Origin of the sequence: Aerosakkonema sp. BLCC-F183, from assembly GCF_041929145.1 — a bacterium.
Lineage (GTDB): Bacteria > Cyanobacteriota > Cyanobacteriia > Cyanobacteriales > Aerosakkonemataceae > Aerosakkonema.
On the sequence record NZ_JBHFNU010000102.1, the window covers coordinates 165,582 to 181,970 of the forward strand.

General features: G+C 44.0%; 12 protein-coding genes. 5 read left to right on the forward strand and 7 right to left on the reverse strand.

Annotation, left to right across the window (positions count from 1 at the left end):
* The first annotated feature begins 78 nt into the window (after positions 1 to 78).
* Positions 79 to 2,874: a protein kinase gene (locus tag ACE1CD_RS29820; protein WP_374827090.1), complete on the forward strand. Its 2,796-nt coding sequence runs from the start codon at positions 79 to 81 to the stop codon at positions 2,872 to 2,874.
* 130 nt (positions 2,875 to 3,004) lie between these two features.
* On the opposite strand, the gene ACE1CD_RS29825 is transcribed toward ACE1CD_RS29820, so the two are convergent.
* On the reverse strand, positions 3,005 to 3,151 hold the full coding sequence (locus ACE1CD_RS29825; RefSeq protein WP_190475475.1) for a hypothetical protein: 147 nt from the start codon (positions 3,149 to 3,151) through the stop codon (positions 3,005 to 3,007).
* A 4-nt stretch (positions 3,152 to 3,155) separates the two neighbouring features.
* Positions 3,156 to 3,245 (reverse strand): cytochrome b6-f complex subunit PetN, encoded by a 90-nt coding sequence (petN, locus tag ACE1CD_RS29830; protein WP_190475473.1) that lies wholly within the window; start codon positions 3,243 to 3,245, stop codon positions 3,156 to 3,158.
* Positions 3,246 to 3,317: 72 nt separating this feature from the next.
* Here petN and ACE1CD_RS29835 point away from each other — a divergent pair, with 72 nt between their 5' ends.
* A complete protein-coding gene (locus ACE1CD_RS29835; protein WP_374800141.1) occupies positions 3,318 to 3,764 on the forward strand; it encodes a hypothetical protein in 447 nt (148 codons plus the stop codon).
* Between the two features lie 292 nt (positions 3,765 to 4,056).
* The gene (locus ACE1CD_RS29840) at positions 4,057 to 4,269 is read left to right on the forward strand and encodes a hypothetical protein (protein ID WP_374827091.1); all 213 of its coding nucleotides are present in this window, start codon (positions 4,057 to 4,059) and stop codon (positions 4,267 to 4,269) included.
* A 72-nt stretch (positions 4,270 to 4,341) separates the two neighbouring features.
* Here ACE1CD_RS29840 and ACE1CD_RS29845 read toward each other — a convergent pair whose 3' ends face one another.
* Positions 4,342 to 5,271, reverse strand: a complete 930-nt coding sequence (locus tag ACE1CD_RS29845) for a cobalamin-binding protein (RefSeq protein WP_374827092.1) — start codon at positions 5,269 to 5,271, stop codon at positions 4,342 to 4,344.
* 346 nt (positions 5,272 to 5,617) lie between these two features.
* Between ACE1CD_RS29845 and ACE1CD_RS29850 the strand changes: the two genes are divergently transcribed.
* On the forward strand, positions 5,618 to 7,642 hold the full coding sequence (locus ACE1CD_RS29850; RefSeq protein WP_374827093.1) for a PAS domain-containing protein: 2,025 nt from the start codon (positions 5,618 to 5,620) through the stop codon (positions 7,640 to 7,642).
* A gap of 51 nt (positions 7,643 to 7,693) precedes the next feature.
* On the opposite strand, the gene ACE1CD_RS29855 is transcribed toward ACE1CD_RS29850, so the two are convergent.
* Positions 7,694 to 10,630: a glycosyltransferase family 39 protein gene (locus ACE1CD_RS29855; protein ID WP_374827184.1), complete on the reverse strand. Its 2,937-nt coding sequence runs from the start codon at positions 10,628 to 10,630 to the stop codon at positions 7,694 to 7,696.
* Positions 10,631 to 10,748: 118 nt separating this feature from the next.
* On the opposite strand from ACE1CD_RS29855, the gene ACE1CD_RS29860 reads away from it, so the two are divergent.
* The gene (locus tag ACE1CD_RS29860) at positions 10,749 to 11,801 is read left to right on the forward strand and encodes an agenet domain-containing protein (protein ID WP_374827094.1); all 1,053 of its coding nucleotides are present in this window, start codon (positions 10,749 to 10,751) and stop codon (positions 11,799 to 11,801) included.
* A gap of 353 nt (positions 11,802 to 12,154) precedes the next feature.
* Here ACE1CD_RS29860 and pruA read toward each other — a convergent pair whose 3' ends face one another.
* From pruA to ACE1CD_RS29875, 3 genes are all read right to left on the reverse strand, one after another.
* A complete protein-coding gene (gene pruA, locus ACE1CD_RS29865; protein ID WP_374827185.1) occupies positions 12,155 to 15,133 on the reverse strand; it encodes an L-glutamate gamma-semialdehyde dehydrogenase in 2,979 nt (992 codons plus the stop codon).
* A 418-nt stretch (positions 15,134 to 15,551) separates the two neighbouring features.
* Positions 15,552 to 15,941 carry a hypothetical protein gene (locus tag ACE1CD_RS29870; protein ID WP_374827095.1) on the reverse strand — a complete coding sequence of 130 codons (390 nt, stop codon included), beginning with the start codon at positions 15,939 to 15,941 and terminating at the stop codon, positions 15,552 to 15,554.
* Positions 15,942 to 15,998: 57 nt separating this feature from the next.
* A complete protein-coding gene (locus tag ACE1CD_RS29875; RefSeq protein ID WP_374827096.1) occupies positions 15,999 to 16,379 on the reverse strand; it encodes a DUF433 domain-containing protein in 381 nt (126 codons plus the stop codon).
* Positions 16,380 to 16,389 lie beyond the last annotated feature (10 nt).

Sequence of the window (16,389 nt, forward strand, 5' to 3'; positions counted from 1 at the left end):
CAGCAATCGGGGTGTAAGCAAATTATTATTAAACTGGAAGCAGTAGATCGTGCAAATAAGTTGGTACTTTCAAATTAGATGACATCAGCGCTTCTGAACAACCGCTACCGTATTATTCGGGCGCTCGGAAAAGGTGGTTTTGGCGAAACCTTTCTGGCGGAAGACTCCCATATGCCTTCCCGTCGTCTCTGTGTAATCAAGCAGCTCAAACCCGTCGCCAACAACCCGCAGGTTTACGAACTGGTGCAGGAGCGATTTCAGCGGGAAGCAGCTATTTTGGAGCAATTGGGGGAGGGACACGCCCAAATTCCTAAGTTGTACGCCTACTTTGCCGAAGCTGGACAATTTTATTTAGTTCAGGAGTGGATTGAAGGGGTTACCCTTAATCAAAAGGTAAAAGAGGAAGGGGTGTTGAGCGAAAGCGTTGTGAAAGAAATACTATTAAATATTTTACCAGTTATCGATTATATTCACAAGAGAGGGATCGTTCATCGCGATATCAAACCTGCGAATATCATTCAGCGACAAAAGGATGGCAAACCAGTTTTAATTGATTTCGGGATTGCGAAAGAAACGATGTGTGTTGAGGTGGATTCTTTAGGGGAAGTTACTAGCTCTATTGCGGTCGGTACAATGGGTTATATGCCACCCGAACAAGCCGCGGGTAAACCTGTCTGCGCTAGCGATATTTATAGTTTGGGGATGACTGCTATTTATCTGTTAATTGGGAAACGTCCCCAAGATTTAAAGACAAATCTTAAAACAGGTGAAACTATTTTTACTGACAGCGATCGACAAATTAGTTCCAGTTTAGCAGAAGTGTTACAGCGAGCGGTGCGATCGCATCCTCAAGAGCGCTATCCCACTGCTAGAGAAATGCTCTTGGCTTTGCATCCTGTCGATCGCCTGTTACCCCAACTACAAACTACTCTGCCCTTATCGATTCTACCGCCATTGCCAGCAAAAGTATATAGTGTATCGGACGCAGAAACAGTCACACTTCCCGGTACAGTTCCCAAAATATCGACACCCAAAGTAACCTACAGCCGACAAGAACATCGCAATCGTCAGATTTTACTCAACAAAGTCAAAAATTACTGGATAAAAGGCGTTTTGGAAAGTTCGCTGCACGGTAAAGCGCTGATTGAATTGGGTTTGGAAAAACGCCTCGATGCAGTCGATCGCCCTTGGGGTATGCTATGGGAAACGCCGACACAACTCAGACAAATTTTACCACCAAAAAGCAAAGTTATCCAGCAATTTGACCAATTGGGAGAAGGTCGATCGCTCCTCATTTTAGGCGAACCGGGTAGCGGCAAAACAACCACACTTTTGTCACTCGCTCGCGATTTAATCAATCGTGCCGAACAAGACCTCAATCATCCCATTCCCGTCTTATTTAATTTATCATCTTGGTCGCCAGAAAAACCAGGTTTAACAAAGGGAAACTGTGTATCTTCTTTCGCCAATTGGTTAGTTCGGGAAATGAATACAAAATATCAAGTTTCCCAACCAATCGGTAAAGCTTGGGTGAAAACTCAGCAGTTAATGCTAATGTTGGATGGGTTGGATGAAGTCAGTAGCGATCGCCGCGATTTGTGCGTCCAAGCAATTAATGAATTTATCCAATCACACGGACAAACAGAAATCGTAGTTTGCTCTCGCATCCAAGATTACGAAGCACTTTCCTACCGCCTGCGCTGTCAGGGTGCTATTTTCATTCAACCCTTGACTCTGGAACAAATTCATCAATATATAGCTGCTGCGGGTGAAGATTTAACAGCAGTAAATACGGCACTAGCAGCGGATACGACGTTGCAAGAATTAGCGCGATCGCCTTTAATATTGAACATTATTACCCTCGCTTATCGGGGAATGTCCGTCACTGAATTACCCAGCATGAATTTGTCAGAACGCCGCCAACATTTGTTCGATAATTATATCATCAGAATGTTCGCTCGTCGCCACAGCGATCGTCAATATTCCCAAGTGCAAGCAATGCGGTGGTTAACTTGGTTGGCGCAAAGAATGTCCGAGGAATCGCAAACAGTATTTTTAATCGAGCGAATGCAAACAAAATGGTTAAAAACTAAATTACAAAAACAAATTTATTTAGGCGGATTATTGATAATATTTGTAATTTTAGGGCTGGCAATCGGTCAGTTGTTATTGCCAATTAAGCGAGTAATCTTCTGGCTGATTTTAGTTTCGGTAATTTTTGTGTTAATTTTTGGTATCGATCGCATCACTCCGGTGGAAAATTTGAAATGGTCATGGAAAACCGCGAGAAAAACTATTGTTCGCGGCATAATTTTGGGATTAGTCTCTGGATTTTTACTTAAAATACCCTATGAGCTTATATTCAATCCAGAACGCTGGCAAGTTGTGGCGCTACATTTAAACAATGGCCAACTTCATTCATTAGTTCGCGGCATGGTATTCGGCATGAATATGGGGCTGATTTACGGATTGGTTCGCGCCTTGACTTCTCCCTCGATCGATGAGAGAATAACAGTACCCAATCAAGGCATCAGACAATCTTTAAAAAATGCGATCGTCTTCGGGTTGCTGGGATTTTTAGTCTTGGGAATTGCCGCTAATCTATTACATTGGTCGTTCTTTTTTTGGGGAAGTTTCGGATTGTGTTTTGGCATCATAGCAGGAGGAGGAGAAGTCTGCGTTAAGCATTTCATGTTGCGGTTCATCCTCTACTGCAATGGATATATTCCTTGGAATTACGCTCGTTTTTTAGACTGGGCAACCGATCGCATTTTTTTGCAAAAAGTTGGCGGGGGATATATTTTTATCCACCGATTGCTATTAGAGCATTTCGCCCAAATGCCTTTGGAAAAGGGACTAGGGGATAGGGGCTAGGGACTAGGGGAAAAGCGGGAGAGCGGGAGAATGGGAGACTGGGAGAATTCGTATTTTCCCTTTTCCTCTTCTTTTTGACTTTTAACTTTTGACTTTTTCTAACCCCTATCCCCTAGCCCCTAAAAAGGACTTAGCGACGACGAGTAGAGCGCTTATCGCTGTCTTGACGGCGGCGATCGCGCCACTCCATCACCGTCAGATACAAAACTCCCCCTGAGACTGCCACTAGCAGCACAAAGGCAACTAAAGCCAGAACGTTAAGAGCTGTTGTTTCCACTGTTCTAGAAGCCGTTGCGGCCCCAAACTACCATCGAGATAGAGTAGGTAAACAGAACCAATAGGGCAACCCAACCTAGAGAGAGAATATCCATAGCTTTGTGTTAAATCGAATGTGACAAAATGACACCAAGTCTTATCATACTTGGAAGTGATGAGGTTTTACATTGGACGGCTTACAAGCAGAACGTATTGAATCTGTCAAGGCGGGAAGCTTTGCTGCTTTGTCGCTTTTTTTGGCTTACGGAATCGCAACCTTGGGAAATCAGTTAGTTTTGGCGAAGCAGTTTGAGATACTGGCTTCTTTGCAAATCTCGACGGCAGCAAATCTGTTGGTAAGTGGGGCGATCGCTACTATCAGCGGTTTCCTCTTCGGCATCACGTACCGCTACATCATCCGCTGCGATCGCAATTCTCATCTTAGCGAAGGGGCGGTGCTAGCGTTTGGACTGGTGCGGGGATTAGCCCAAGCAGACGTAGGGTTGAATTTTGGCAATGGGTTTTGGTCGTGCGGCGTTTTGGCCGTCGAGAGTATTGTACTGTTTGCGATCGCCCGATATACTCTTGATGTAGCGATCGATCGCGGTTGGCTGAAACCTTTTCGATTAACCTGAAAAGAAACACAAATAAAACCCTGGAAATTATTCGCTCGATCGCATCATCTTTAAAAATCTCCGGACTAAGTTGGTCTAAAATAAACTAAAGATGATTTGTGGGGTGGACATTGCCCACCCTAAGTTTAATTATGTCTGTCTAGTTAGAAACCGGTAAAAATCATAAAATATTTGTATTTTTTGTTATACTTTTGTTTAGTTTAGTATCATTCATAGGTTTTACGTATTAAAAGAGTAATCATAGGAACTAAGGAGAAATTTTTATGTAACGCATGGCAGGAGGTGAGATGCCGTGCTAAGGCTGCATCAACCGATTAGCAGAAAAGAATATTTCAGCTATTCAGCTGTCAAAAAATTTTTGAATGAGTGGCAGCAGTTTATTCAGAATGGCAAGGTAGCTATCCACAGTGTCGGGAAATCGATCGCGTTCATACCTTTATTGCTTGTGGTAGTATTGCCACTTTTTTCTCTGGTATTATTTGTAGATGAAGATGAAACCATTTAGTTTCACTTTGGCTAATAGTTAATTACTAATTGGCATAAGTATTAGCTGTTAACTATTAGCAATTATCTATGTTTATAAAGCTTCCCAGGCTTTGCCTCGGTAGCCATATTGCACTGTTTCGGGATGGAGAATTTCTGCCAAAATTTCTACAGAATCAGCCAATCTCGGCCCAGGACGATTGAAGTAGGAATTGCCATCAGTAATGTAGACTTTGCCACTTTTTACGGCTTGCAAATTCTGCCAATCAGGACGTTGGGCTAATATAGAAGCTTCTTGGCGAGTACGTTGTAAATCGAAGCCGCAAGGCATGAAAATAATAACATCTGGATTAGCCGTTATCAGAGATTCCCACTGTAATTGAGGGGCAGGCTGACCCGGTACGCCAACAAGAGGCTGACCGCCTGCTAACTTCACCAGTTCTGGAATCCAATTACCAGCAGCCATTAGGGGATCTGTCCACTCGATGCAGGCAACAGTGGGAAGCTTTGTATCAATACTGGAGAGTGTTTTTTGTTCGCAAATTTTGACGCGAGATTGTAAATCTGATAATGAAGTGGGAGTTTCCACATCTAGCGTTTGGGCAACCATTTGGATATCTGCCCAAACATCAGCTAGAAGACTGGGCTGTAAAGAAATAATGTGGGGTTGGCTGTGGGTGAGTTCGGCGAGAGCTTTTTCCACTTGTGATAAGCTAACGGCACAAACATCGCACTGGTCTTGAGTCAGGATGTGTGTCGGTTGTAACTGTTCTATGACCTCAAGTTTAATTTCATAGATGCTAAGGGCGTTTTGGAGAAGATTGGTAACGTCCTGATGAATTTGGGCACTAGGTTTGGAAGAGTTCAATCGTGCTTGGGTGCAAACAGGAAAATCTTTGATTTCTGGGGGATAATCGCATTCGTGCGATCGCCCCACCAGATAATCGGTTAGGCCCAACAGCGCCACAATCTCTGTGGCGCTGGGAATAAGAGAAACTATTCTCAGATTTTTTGCAGCAGTCATTGTTCTCACTTCTGTTGTCAAATAGAAACTATCGGTAGGTAAGTTAGAGCAATAATTTTAACGTAGCGTTAATCTTTAAAATTGTTATCCTCCTTGCGTTACATAGTGGAGTCACAATTTTTTATAAAGAAATCGTTACAGAAAAATCGCCGTAGGGAATCCGGCACTAATCTATTCTCGAACCCCCTGACCCTGTAAAAGTGTGTACGCGGTTACGAAAGGTTGGTAATTATTCATAGCACAATTGTTACCCTGGAGGTGCTACAGACTCAGTTGCGCCATATGGGGTAAGGTCTGCATACAGCAACAGCAGGTTATACAGTATTCCCTGGGATGAAAAGAGTGAATGAGTATCAATAGGGCAAGAATTAGAGATAAAGTGATTCAAATGGTATTGGCGATCGATACTACCCCGAAAATGAAGACGCCCAAACACATAGAGGAAAAGCTCACCCTCTACCGAGAAATTATCGCCAATAGCAAGGATGCGATCGCCATATTCGACACGCAGGGATATTACATTGAGCAGAACTGGGCCCATAGAAACTTACTGGGTTATACCGATGAGGAGTTGCGGGGCAAAACACCAGCCATCCACATCGGCGGCGATTTTTGCGCCTTCTTTTTGCAGGAGCTGGAAAAGCAGGGCAGTTACTGTGGTGAATTCATCTGCCTTACTAAAAGCGGAGAACAATTACACATCGAATTTTCCTCCTTTGCAGTCCGTAATGATGAGGGCCAAACCGTATGCTATTTCGGAATTAAGCGCGACATCACCGAACGCAAACGCATAGAAGCGTCACTCCGACAAAGCGAAGTCAGAAATCACGCTCTTCTGGGTGCAATACCAGATTTAATGTTTTGCATCGCCAAAGATGGGACTCTGATAGACTGCAAAGCCAACAGAGAAGATCTGGTCTACGCACATCCAAGTCAGTTTTTAGGTAAAAAAGTCCAGGAAGTTCTGCCAGAGCGATTAAGTCAGCAGATTATGCACTACCTGGAGCAAGCCTTACAAACTAAAACTATACAAATTTTTGAATATCAATTAGCCATCGCTGGTATGGAGCGCCATTACGAGGCTCGGTTGGTTGTCAGCGGCGAAGAAGAAGTTGTAAGTATAGTCCGCGATATTACCCAGCGCAAGCAGACAGAACTGGAACTGCGTCAAGCTAAAGAAGCTGCCGAAGCCGCAAGTGATTCTAAAACTGAATTTTTAGCTAATATGAGCCACGAATTGCGAACTCCTCTCAACGCTATTCTAGGTTTGTCGCAACTGCTGGATCAACAAATTTTTGGTTCTCTCAATGCCAAACAGAAGGAATATGTCAACTATATTCACAGTAGTGGCCAACATCTTTTGTCGCTGATTAACGATATTCTTGACCTTTCCAAAGTCGAAGCTGGCAAGGAAGAGCTAATGCTGATGCCCATTTCGGTGAGAGAACTGTGCGATAGTTGTTTGAGCCTAGTGCGGGAAGGCGCTTTCACAAAGGGGCTGCAACTAACAAGTCAAATCGATCCGCAAGTAGATATTTGCGTTGCGGATGAGCGGCGAGTTAAGCAAATGCTGCTGAATCTGCTCTCCAATGCCATCAAGTTTACAGTCGCTGGCAAAGTGGAACTGATTGTCCGCAAAACACCGGGAGCAATCACATTTACTGTTGCAGATACGGGTATCGGCATTGCTCCAGAAAATCTTCGGTTGCTGTTTCAACCGTTCTGCCAGCTCGATAGCGATCTTAAGTGGCAATGTGAAGGCTCTGGTTTGGGTTTGGTGCTGACTCGCAAACTAGCCCGTTTGCACGGTGGCGATGTGACGGTGCGATCGACTTTCGGTCAAGGCACTGAATTCACGCTTTTTCTGCCGGATAGTGAGGGAGCGATCGTCAGCGGGGCAGGGGTTTTTCCAGTTGTAGAGAGATCTTTGCATTCTCCAGCACAACCAAGGCCACAAGTAACCGACAGCCGACACCTCAATAGCCACACTCGAAAAGTGGCCTCTGACAAAATGCGTGTTTTAATTGTGGAAGACGATCGCCGCATTGCCTCCGTGTTACAGAATTACCTTCAGGCGATCGGCTATCACGTAAAGCACTTAGCCAATGGTCTTGATTTTCTAGGTGAAGTGCAAACATTCAAACCAGATTTAATTTTGTTGGATTTACACTTACCAGAAGGCCCTATAGGTTTAAATTTACTCGCAACGCTGCGACAAGAACCAGATTTGCAAAATCTGCCGATCGTCATACTGACTGCATCAGAAAGCGACAGGGAACTTTGTTTAGCCGCCGGAGCTAATGACTACTTTACTAAGCCGATTGGAATTGCCCAGATTGAGTCAATCTTGATGCGCTATCTCAAATATTGACATACTCCCACCGTTAAGCTACCCTGTAACGGGGGTATTCATCCAACATTTTTAGGTAATTAATGGCTGTAAATAATGCCAAGCTTTGACGAAATTTCCTTGCAACAATGCTGCTGCACCGCTGAGGGCTTGGATTTCCGGTAAATTGGGATTGAGAGCCAGGGCTGGTTTGAGGGCGTTTTCGGCTGAAGAAGGATTCCAGTCGTACAAGTGGACGAAGGCGAGGTAGGCGTAGGCGTAGGGGTTTTGGGAGTCGAGTTTGGTGACTCTTTCCAAGGCGGCGATCGCACCAGCAGGCTGTCGCCGCAGCACCTTCGCCAGCGCCAAAGCATAAGCTAATTGCAGGTTTTGCGGTTCTTTCTGCAACCGATAATTTAGTGTCTTGCTAGCCTGAATCAGATAATCTTGAGTCGGATCGTATTGATTGATCCGTCCAGTTTGGTCAAAGACGCGATCGAGTGCTTTTGACCCTTGGGGTAATTGAGTTGCTAAAGTTCGTAACTGAGTGAGCAAATCTAATTCCGGTGCGGGTGTAGGCTTGGCAGTTGGGTCAATTTTCAGGGTGACAGGCGGTACTGCAATAGGATAAGTTTCACCAGTTTGGCGATTGAGATAAGTTGCTTCTAAAGTGTAAATTCCTGGAACAACATCGGCGGGAGGAAGCATCGCCGTTCGTTCGATGACTCGAAATGAATCCGTCAAGCGATCGTCTGTCAAGTTACCCGGATGCAAATTTCCCATCCCAATAGCATGGTCATGCAGCCATCGTTGTTGCTTAGTCGTTTGTTGCGGCGAAACAGCTGAGTTGCGCCAAGTTAAAACTACCAAGCCTGACTGCAACTGGTTCCAAGAACCAGACCAATCGTAGACAACGGGGACTGGAACTCCAGAAGGCGATCGATCTGGTACTGTAACGCGATTCAATTTCAGATTTTCGATTTGGGATTTTGGATTGGAAATTGGGGATTGAGAAATTATTTCCTGTTTTGCTACTTCTTGGCTTAACGGTTGTACTTGTACTGGTGGTTTTCGGCTGTGATAAAGATTCAAATTACTGCCATCGGGTAAATTCCAAGTTTTCTGTAACTGGAAATCTCCGCCTTGTTCTACAATTTGGACGATCGCACTTTGGGCTTCGCTGGGAACTGACCCTTGATTGCCAGTTTTAGTGAGAAACCAGGAGAGAGAACGTGCATCTTGCTGTAGGTGTTTTTTTCGCGTTCCTACCTGACGCCCGTAAACCTGAAAATCGCTTAAAGCACCGTAATAATTGAAGTTGTGTTGGTTTAGTTCCGGTGTCGAGGGTAGCACGCCTAAAGTCGATCGCAGGTATGGTTCCGTTTTGATGATTTCTGCAATTACCTGCTGATGGGGAAACTGGGCACCAATATAAGGATAGTGCTGGAAGCGGGGACTGAGAATTTGCGTTAACCAGATACCTCCGATCGGATAGATATTTGCCAACATTAATAATATCGCTAAACCGATAGTAATGCGGCGGATATATTGTTTCCAACGCCCAGACCAAAGCGTCAACCAGTAAGCTAGTAACAGCGACAGCACTGGCAAATATGGCAAAACATAACGAGTATCTTTGTTAATATTTAAAGAACACAGCAGATAGGCACTCACCAAAAATATAGCTAACCATTTAATAGGAGATCGAGGAAATCTATTACCCTCCGCACCTATGCGCTCCCGAACCTCTATTTTTAGATCGAGTAGTATACCCAGATAATATAAACAACAGCAAATTAACACTGTAACTTTGTGCCATAGTTTGATCTGAAAAACTGGCTGTTGTTCGATCTCCGCTGCTGTTTTTCTCAATTCGGGCGGCCAAGCTGACATTTGTTTTTCGAGATCCGCTGCTGCTTTCCTAAATTCGGGCGGCATCTTGCCAGTTTTCTTAAATTCGGCCTGCCAAGCTGACATTTGTTCATTTTCCGCTGCTATTTTCCGTAACGGCTCTACTTTCTCTGCTATTTTCCTACGTACCTGCTCTACCCCTCTAATGGCTAACTTACCCAGATAAAGTAGTAAAGCGACGATGGGTACTAGCAACAGCGGCCAAGAAACTACATAAGGTAAATCTTTCCAATAAAATATCCAGGCATCGATCGTATTTAGGGCTGGGTCGCCTTCTGCGATCGCAGAGTCTACAGTCGCCCGTTTCCCAGATGTCAGAATTAGCAGCCAATTCGTGCGATACCAAGGGCCAAATACTAACACTGATAACAACAAAGCACCTAATAGTTGAGCTAATCTTTCACTTGCTTTAAAAATAGAATAACGCTGATTTTTAATTTTTAATCCTAAGTTTTTCCAGAAATTAATAAAATCGTCATTTATTACCAAAACTATTGGTATGAATAGGAAAAATATGGCTGTTTGCTTCACCATTAAAGCCAAGCCGAAAGAAAGACCAAAAGCAGCTGCCCAAAACCAGCTAAGACGGGAATTGCCCACACTAACTTTTGCTCTCCAAATCGTCAGACAATAGAAAGCAAGCGTTACAACAGATGCGAGCGGATAGTCAAGCAGAAAATCTAGGCGAAATCGATATAAACCGGGCAAAACCTGACATATCGCCGCCGCGAATAAACCGACTTCGACGCTAAACAATTCGACGCCCAAACCATAAACGGAGACTAATAGAATAGCGCTAAAGAAGAGGTTGACAAGCGTGGCTTTATCTGCATCAGTGCCAAATACGTTTTGAACAATACCTGTAGCGATGTAGGTAAACGGCGGGACTTTAGAGGTGAGTTGCCAAAAACTCGTCCACCATTCACCAGAAAACCATTGGGGATGTTGTAAAGCTCGCCAGTAGTTTAACGAACCTGTGAGGTAGTCTGCCTGATCCCAAGCTGGGATAGAATGGTCAATGGCAAACCAGATGCGATCGCACACCGCACCCAAAAGCCAAATTATCGCCAGGACTAGCAGCCCCTTCTTAAACTGGTTGTCTTTCTCGCTCTGAGTCATCGATCGCACCAGATTAGTTTGCTCTAGCACTAATTATATAAAGCTTGATTACTAATTTGTTGGTTAGGGGCTAATAGGTTTAAATAGAAAAAATGAGTTAGCAATAAATTGGTTAAAAATGAGAAAAAGAGATTGGAAAACCCAGAAAACTTGGCTTTTTTCTGTCGGAATCTTAGAATGGGAAAACTCTGATGTTTGGCCCGGTTTTCCCGAAGCTGTAGAAGGACGTTTTGACGAAAAATTGGTAGATTTTTTCCGGGCGGCGGGACTCCCAGAGAAACAAATTATTTATTTACAAGATAGTGAAGCAACTATAGAAGCCATTCAAGGCAGTTTAACAGAAGTATTAGCCAACACTGAAGAAAGTGACTTATTTATTTTATATTTCGCAGGTCACGGTGATTGGGATAGCGATACGGGAGAACATTACTTTATTAATTATGATGCTCATGGGTCAGATCGAGATAATTATTGGTCTATCTCTAGCATTTTCGATAGCATTGAGAATAATTTTAATGGCTCAAAAGTCTTGCTTTTAGCTGATTGTTGCTATTCAGGCGGATTAATTGACGAATTAAAACGGCGAGATAGCGGTATTTCCTACGCTTGCATTAGTTCTGCCTATACTCATAATACCTCAACGGGTGGTTGGACTTTTACAGAATCTTTGTATAAAGGTTTGTTGGGCGATCCAGTAGTAGATTTGGATAAGGATGGAGTAATTACGCTGTACGATTTAGCGCGTTATGCCGAATTGGAAATGGCATTTATTGAGGAGCAAAAATCGATGTTTTTCACTACTAACGATTTCGATAAGCAAATGGTTTTTGCCAGCGTTTCGGATGAGATAGAATCGATTGAAGGTAAGCGGGTAGAGGTAGAATATTCAGGTGATTGGTATAAGGCCAAAACATTAGAGACTAACGGTTCGGAAGTGAGAGTTTTATATATTGATGACCAATCAGAGGAATCGGTAGAATCGCAACGAATTCGTCCTTATGCGCCTGATATGTTTGCCGTTGGCGATCGAGTAGAAGCTCAATCTGATGAAGAATGGTATCCAGCAAAAGTGAAAAAAGCTTGGTATGGTTTGCATTTAGTTAGTTATGATGATTACCCGGACATTTGGGATGAGTGGGTAGGGTCTGATTATATTCGACCTCGCCAATAAGTATGTATAGCCACTCTACTTTTAACTCAAATTGGGTACTAATATCATCGTCCAGTAGCATCCTTCTCTTATCTGCGTTTATCTGCGTTTATCTGCCTACATCTGCGGTAAAAATTTAACCTTCAATTTCAACAGACAATTTTCCGATCTCTCATTTACTACCAATACAACCAAACCCGATCGACTGACAAAACTTATCGTTTCAGATATTTTATTTGTCAGTCGATCGTATTTTTATCCTACTTAGGACTTACGCAAAGAAACCGGGTTTCTATGCAAAATCGTGGGTTTCTCAACTAGATATCGACGAAGAAACCCGGTTTCTGGCTTCTTCGTGCGTAGTCCTGCTACACTTATTCTGCACCTTCGATCGGCGCAAAACCTTGACGTTGGATATTCTCCGTCACCGCACGGGGTTCCAAGAATTGTAGCAGGTAATCCGGACCACCAGCTTTGGAACCTACACCGGAAAGTTTGAATCCGCCAAAAGGTTGACGCGATACAATCGCACCAGTAATACCGCGATTGATATACAAATTTCCCACTTCAAACTCGTCTTGCGCTTTTTGAATGTGGGAAGGAGTACGCGAATACAAACCGCCAGTTAAAGCAAAGTTTGTACCGTTAGCAACCTTAATTGCTTCGTCAAAATCCTTCACCTTAATTACAGACAATACCGGGCCAAAAATCTCTTCTTGTGCAATTGTAGCCGTGGGAGAAACTTCGGTAAAAATTGTAGGCCCGATGAAATATCCATTTTCCGGTGCAGACATTTGCAAAGCTAAATTTGCTTCCTGACGACCTTTTTCGATGTATTCCAAAATGCGTTTGTGGGCGTTAGCATCAATTACGGGGCCGACTTTTGTGCTGGGGTCTTCAGCAGCACCAACGTTGAGGCTGCGAGTCGCTTCTACCAAACGCGGTACAAACACATCATAGATGGATTCCAGCACAATTACTCGCGAACAAGCAGAACATTTTTGGCCGCTATAACCAAAAGCTGACTGGACGACACCAGCAACTGCTTGGTCTAAATCTGCACTTTCATCGACGATGACCGCATTCTTACCACCCATTTCAGCGATGACTCGTTTCAGGTGTTTTTGTCCCGGTTGTAAAATCGCAGCATCCGCGTAAATTCGACAACCGACTTCCTGAGAACCAGTAAAGGTGATCATGTGAACGTCGGGATGTTTCACCATGTAAGCGCCGACAGAAGAACCTTTTCCCGGTACGAATTGAAATACGCCGTTGGGAATGCCTGCTTCTACTAAAATTTCTGCTAATTTGGCTGCAATTACTGAGGAAACTTCCGCAGGTTTGAGAAGGGTACAATTTCCCGCGACGAGGGATGCAACTGTCATTCCCGTAGGAATAGCTAAGGGGAAATTCCAAGGGGAAATGATTAAAGAAACTCCTCTGGGTTGATAGTTGTAACGGTTAGTTTCACCGGGAATATCGTAGTTATATCCCTGTTCCAACCGTTCCATTTCGTCAGCGTAGTAACGGCAGAAATCGATAGCTTCGGAAACTTCGGCGTCTCCTTCGCGCACTGGTTTGCCAGTTTCCAAAACCATCCAAGCAGTTAATTCGTGACGGCGTTTTTCCATGATTTCTGCGGCTTTTCGCAACACGCCTGCACGTTGGCGTACAGGTGTTTTTCGCCAAGCGGGAAATGCTGCTTTTGCTGCGAGGATTGCTTGTTCTGCTTGTTCGACGCTAAGCAGTCCGATTTTGCCAACTATTTCGCTGGGATTGGAGGGATTGACAGAATCGACGGTTTGTGTGGTAGTGATGTATTCACCATTAATTAAAGGTGAATAAGTTTTACCGATTTGTTGACGAACGGTTTGGATTGCTTGCTGCGATCGCTCTCTTTCTTCCTTATCTGAATAATCAGTATCTGCTACATTGGGAAAGGCTTTGGTAAACTCTGCTCGATCGTCAACTTTGCCATTCTTTAAAGTTGGCGCTGCTAACAATTCCTCCACAGGTCGTTCTTCCAAACTTTGCCGCAGGAACGAACTATTAGCTGTATTTTCTAACAAGCGGCGAATCAGATAAGCCATACCGGGAATTAAGTCGCCGTAAGGACAATAAACTCGCACCCGATAACCGCGATCGACGATCGCTTTTGCCAGTTTATCTGCCATCCCGTACAGCACTTGCATCTCAAAACGGCGGCGAGGTACATTTAAAGTCTCGGCAATCGCCATCGCCCGCGCTTGACTGCGAACGTTATGGCTACCAATTGCCGAATAAATATACTCGTGACTTTCCAACATCAACTGAGTTAATTTCTCATAGTTGATATCTGTTGCTGCTTTGTCGTTGTAAACTGGTTGCGGCCAATCTTTCTGAGCAGATTTGATCGTTTCCTGATCCCAATACGCACCTTTGACCAAACGCACAGTCACCGGATTACCGCGTAACTTCGCCCATGCAATCAAATCGCGCAAATCCTTTTCGCTGTCGCGCAAATAAGCTTGAATCGTGATACCGATATCTGTACGAGAACGAAATTCTTCTTCCAGCAATAGCTGTTTCAGGATGCTCAAAGTAATATCCTTGTAAGCATACTGTTCCATATCGAAGTGAACTGCTGCACCCAACTCTTTAGCGCGGCGTAATAGGGTGCAAATGCGATCGCTCACTTTTTGCTGACTGCCTTTCTCATCCAGCGGATCGAACTGGGAGTAAAACGCCGTTATTTTAACCGATACTTGCACTTTTGGCAATGGTTCGCCATCAGCAGAATCGATCGCCTCAACATTTGACCAACTTTTCGCCGCTTCTGTCAGCTGTTCCATCAATTCCAGATAGCGATCGAGATAAGACTGCGCTTCTTCTTCCGTAATCACCGCCTCACCCAAGAGGTCAATGCTGAAAGTCATTTTATCCTTACGCAGTCGCTTAACCGTCTCAATTACCTGTTTAATATTTTCACCAGCAATATACTTATGAGCTAAAGTTTCAACTGCTGTGGAAACCGTCGTCGCCGCCAACTGTCCCGGCATCGCATCTGGGTTAGCAAAATTTAACAAACCCTTGAGTGCGGCGGGAAGTTCCACCGACTCATCTCCCAGGTACTCCTGCAAGTGACGCGCAATTTCCGTTTTGCTACGCAGAGACGGCAGACAGTCGATGAAGCGGAACAACTGCACTCGCAAACCTGGGTTAGACATTGCCCACGATAATAATTTATCATCCCAGCGCATTTGGTCGCGCATTTGGGCAAAAAACGAACGATTTTCTTTAGTTGCAGCCAGAAGTTGCTTGGCTATCTCCTGGGTCTTAGTTTCGTATGTATTAGTTGATACTTGTACAACCACAGCTAGCGGACTCCTATTTTGGGCAATGCTTCGGTCTAGAATTGCAGCGAGGCGGAGCCTCTTTGACATCACTCCCAGGTTCAACTTGGGAACGAGAAATGCTTACAATCCTCTAGATCTCTATTTTCTCGCTTTCAGACGCCATTATGTTAGCTAAATTCTAAGTATAAATGCTCAAATAAGATGCGATCGGAAAAGTGAACTCTGCCTTTGTCAAGATCCCCGACTTCTTGAACAAGTCGGGGATCTGGTCACCAAGTTTTGCTTAGGTAAGTACCATTCGGCTAATGACTAACGACTAATAACGCAAGTTGCTAGTTATTAATTTTGAGCCTGTAGGGTGTGTCTCAGGCACCCTACTTAATCTAACGCCGCAACGCCGAGTCAATCAATAAATTTTTACTATAAAATCGATATACTAAGCATTTTGAGCCAGCTTCTGTTCTTGTAATTTTCTTGCTTCCTCAACCTCAAGCCTTGCCAAAGTTGTCGCCGCATCTGCCAGATACATTGCTAAAGTTGCTCTTATTTGTGGATCTTTTTCTCGCCACAGGTCATGGGCAAACATCATAACCGTATTGCGGTATGCTCTAATTGATTCCGGGTCTAATGCGTAACCCATAGTTTTAGAAAGTCCCCATGTCGAATGGATAACGTTGGACAACTGTGCAATAGCATATCGCAGGCTAACTGTCTGTCGATCGATGACAGTTCCATCTTGTCTGAGAATAGCGATGAATGCCACTCCTTCAACAGAGGTCATGGCATTACCGTTTTGGTTGCGGATTGAAATGAAGATATCTGACATGCCACTATTTTAATATAAAATAACGAGCATTTAATATTTTATAATAAGTTAAACTGCCTAATTTTTTCGGATGATTTTTACAATTTCCTCTGGATGTGCATCAGCATAAGCCCATACATTCACCAAATCGGCAGCGCTAATATGAGGATAAAATTTCAGAAGTTCGGCATCAGTCGCACCTTGCTCCCGCAAACTTACGAACAACCAAACCGGAAGGCGAGTTTTATCGATACAAGCTTCACCAACCATGACACCTGGAGTCTTTGTAATTCCTCTCGAACCGCTGCTTAAAGTTTTCAGCAATATTTGTATAACTTCAGCCTTTTCATCTGGAGTTATTCTATTTGCTCGATAGCAGTTCGTCCTTTTAACCTGCTTCCGTATCACATCTGGCGCATCCATAAAAGAATCTTCAAAAAAAATTCGGGATCGAGCCATCTCAGCCATT

Coding starts and splice junctions, on each gene's coding strand:
- ACE1CD_RS29820 (WP_374827090.1), top strand. CDS start 79: ATGACATCAGCGCTTCTGAACAACCGCTACCGTATTATTCGGGCGCTC.
- petN (WP_190475473.1), bottom strand. CDS start 3,245: ATGGATATTCTCTCTCTAGGTTGGGTTGCCCTATTGGTTCTGTTTACC.
- ACE1CD_RS29845 (WP_374827092.1), bottom strand. CDS start 5,271: ATGACTGCTGCAAAAAATCTGAGAATAGTTTCTCTTATTCCCAGCGCC.
- ACE1CD_RS29850 (WP_374827093.1), top strand. CDS start 5,618: ATGAGTATCAATAGGGCAAGAATTAGAGATAAAGTGATTCAAATGGTA.
- ACE1CD_RS29855 (WP_374827184.1), bottom strand. CDS start 10,630: ATGACTCAGAGCGAGAAAGACAACCAGTTTAAGAAGGGGCTGCTAGTC.
- ACE1CD_RS29860 (WP_374827094.1), top strand. CDS start 10,749: ATGAGAAAAAGAGATTGGAAAACCCAGAAAACTTGGCTTTTTTCTGTC.
- ACE1CD_RS29870 (WP_374827095.1), bottom strand. CDS start 15,941: ATGTCAGATATCTTCATTTCAATCCGCAACCAAAACGGTAATGCCATG.
- ACE1CD_RS29875 (WP_374827096.1), bottom strand. CDS start 16,379: ATGGCTCGATCCCGAATTTTTTTTGAAGATTCTTTTATGGATGCGCCA.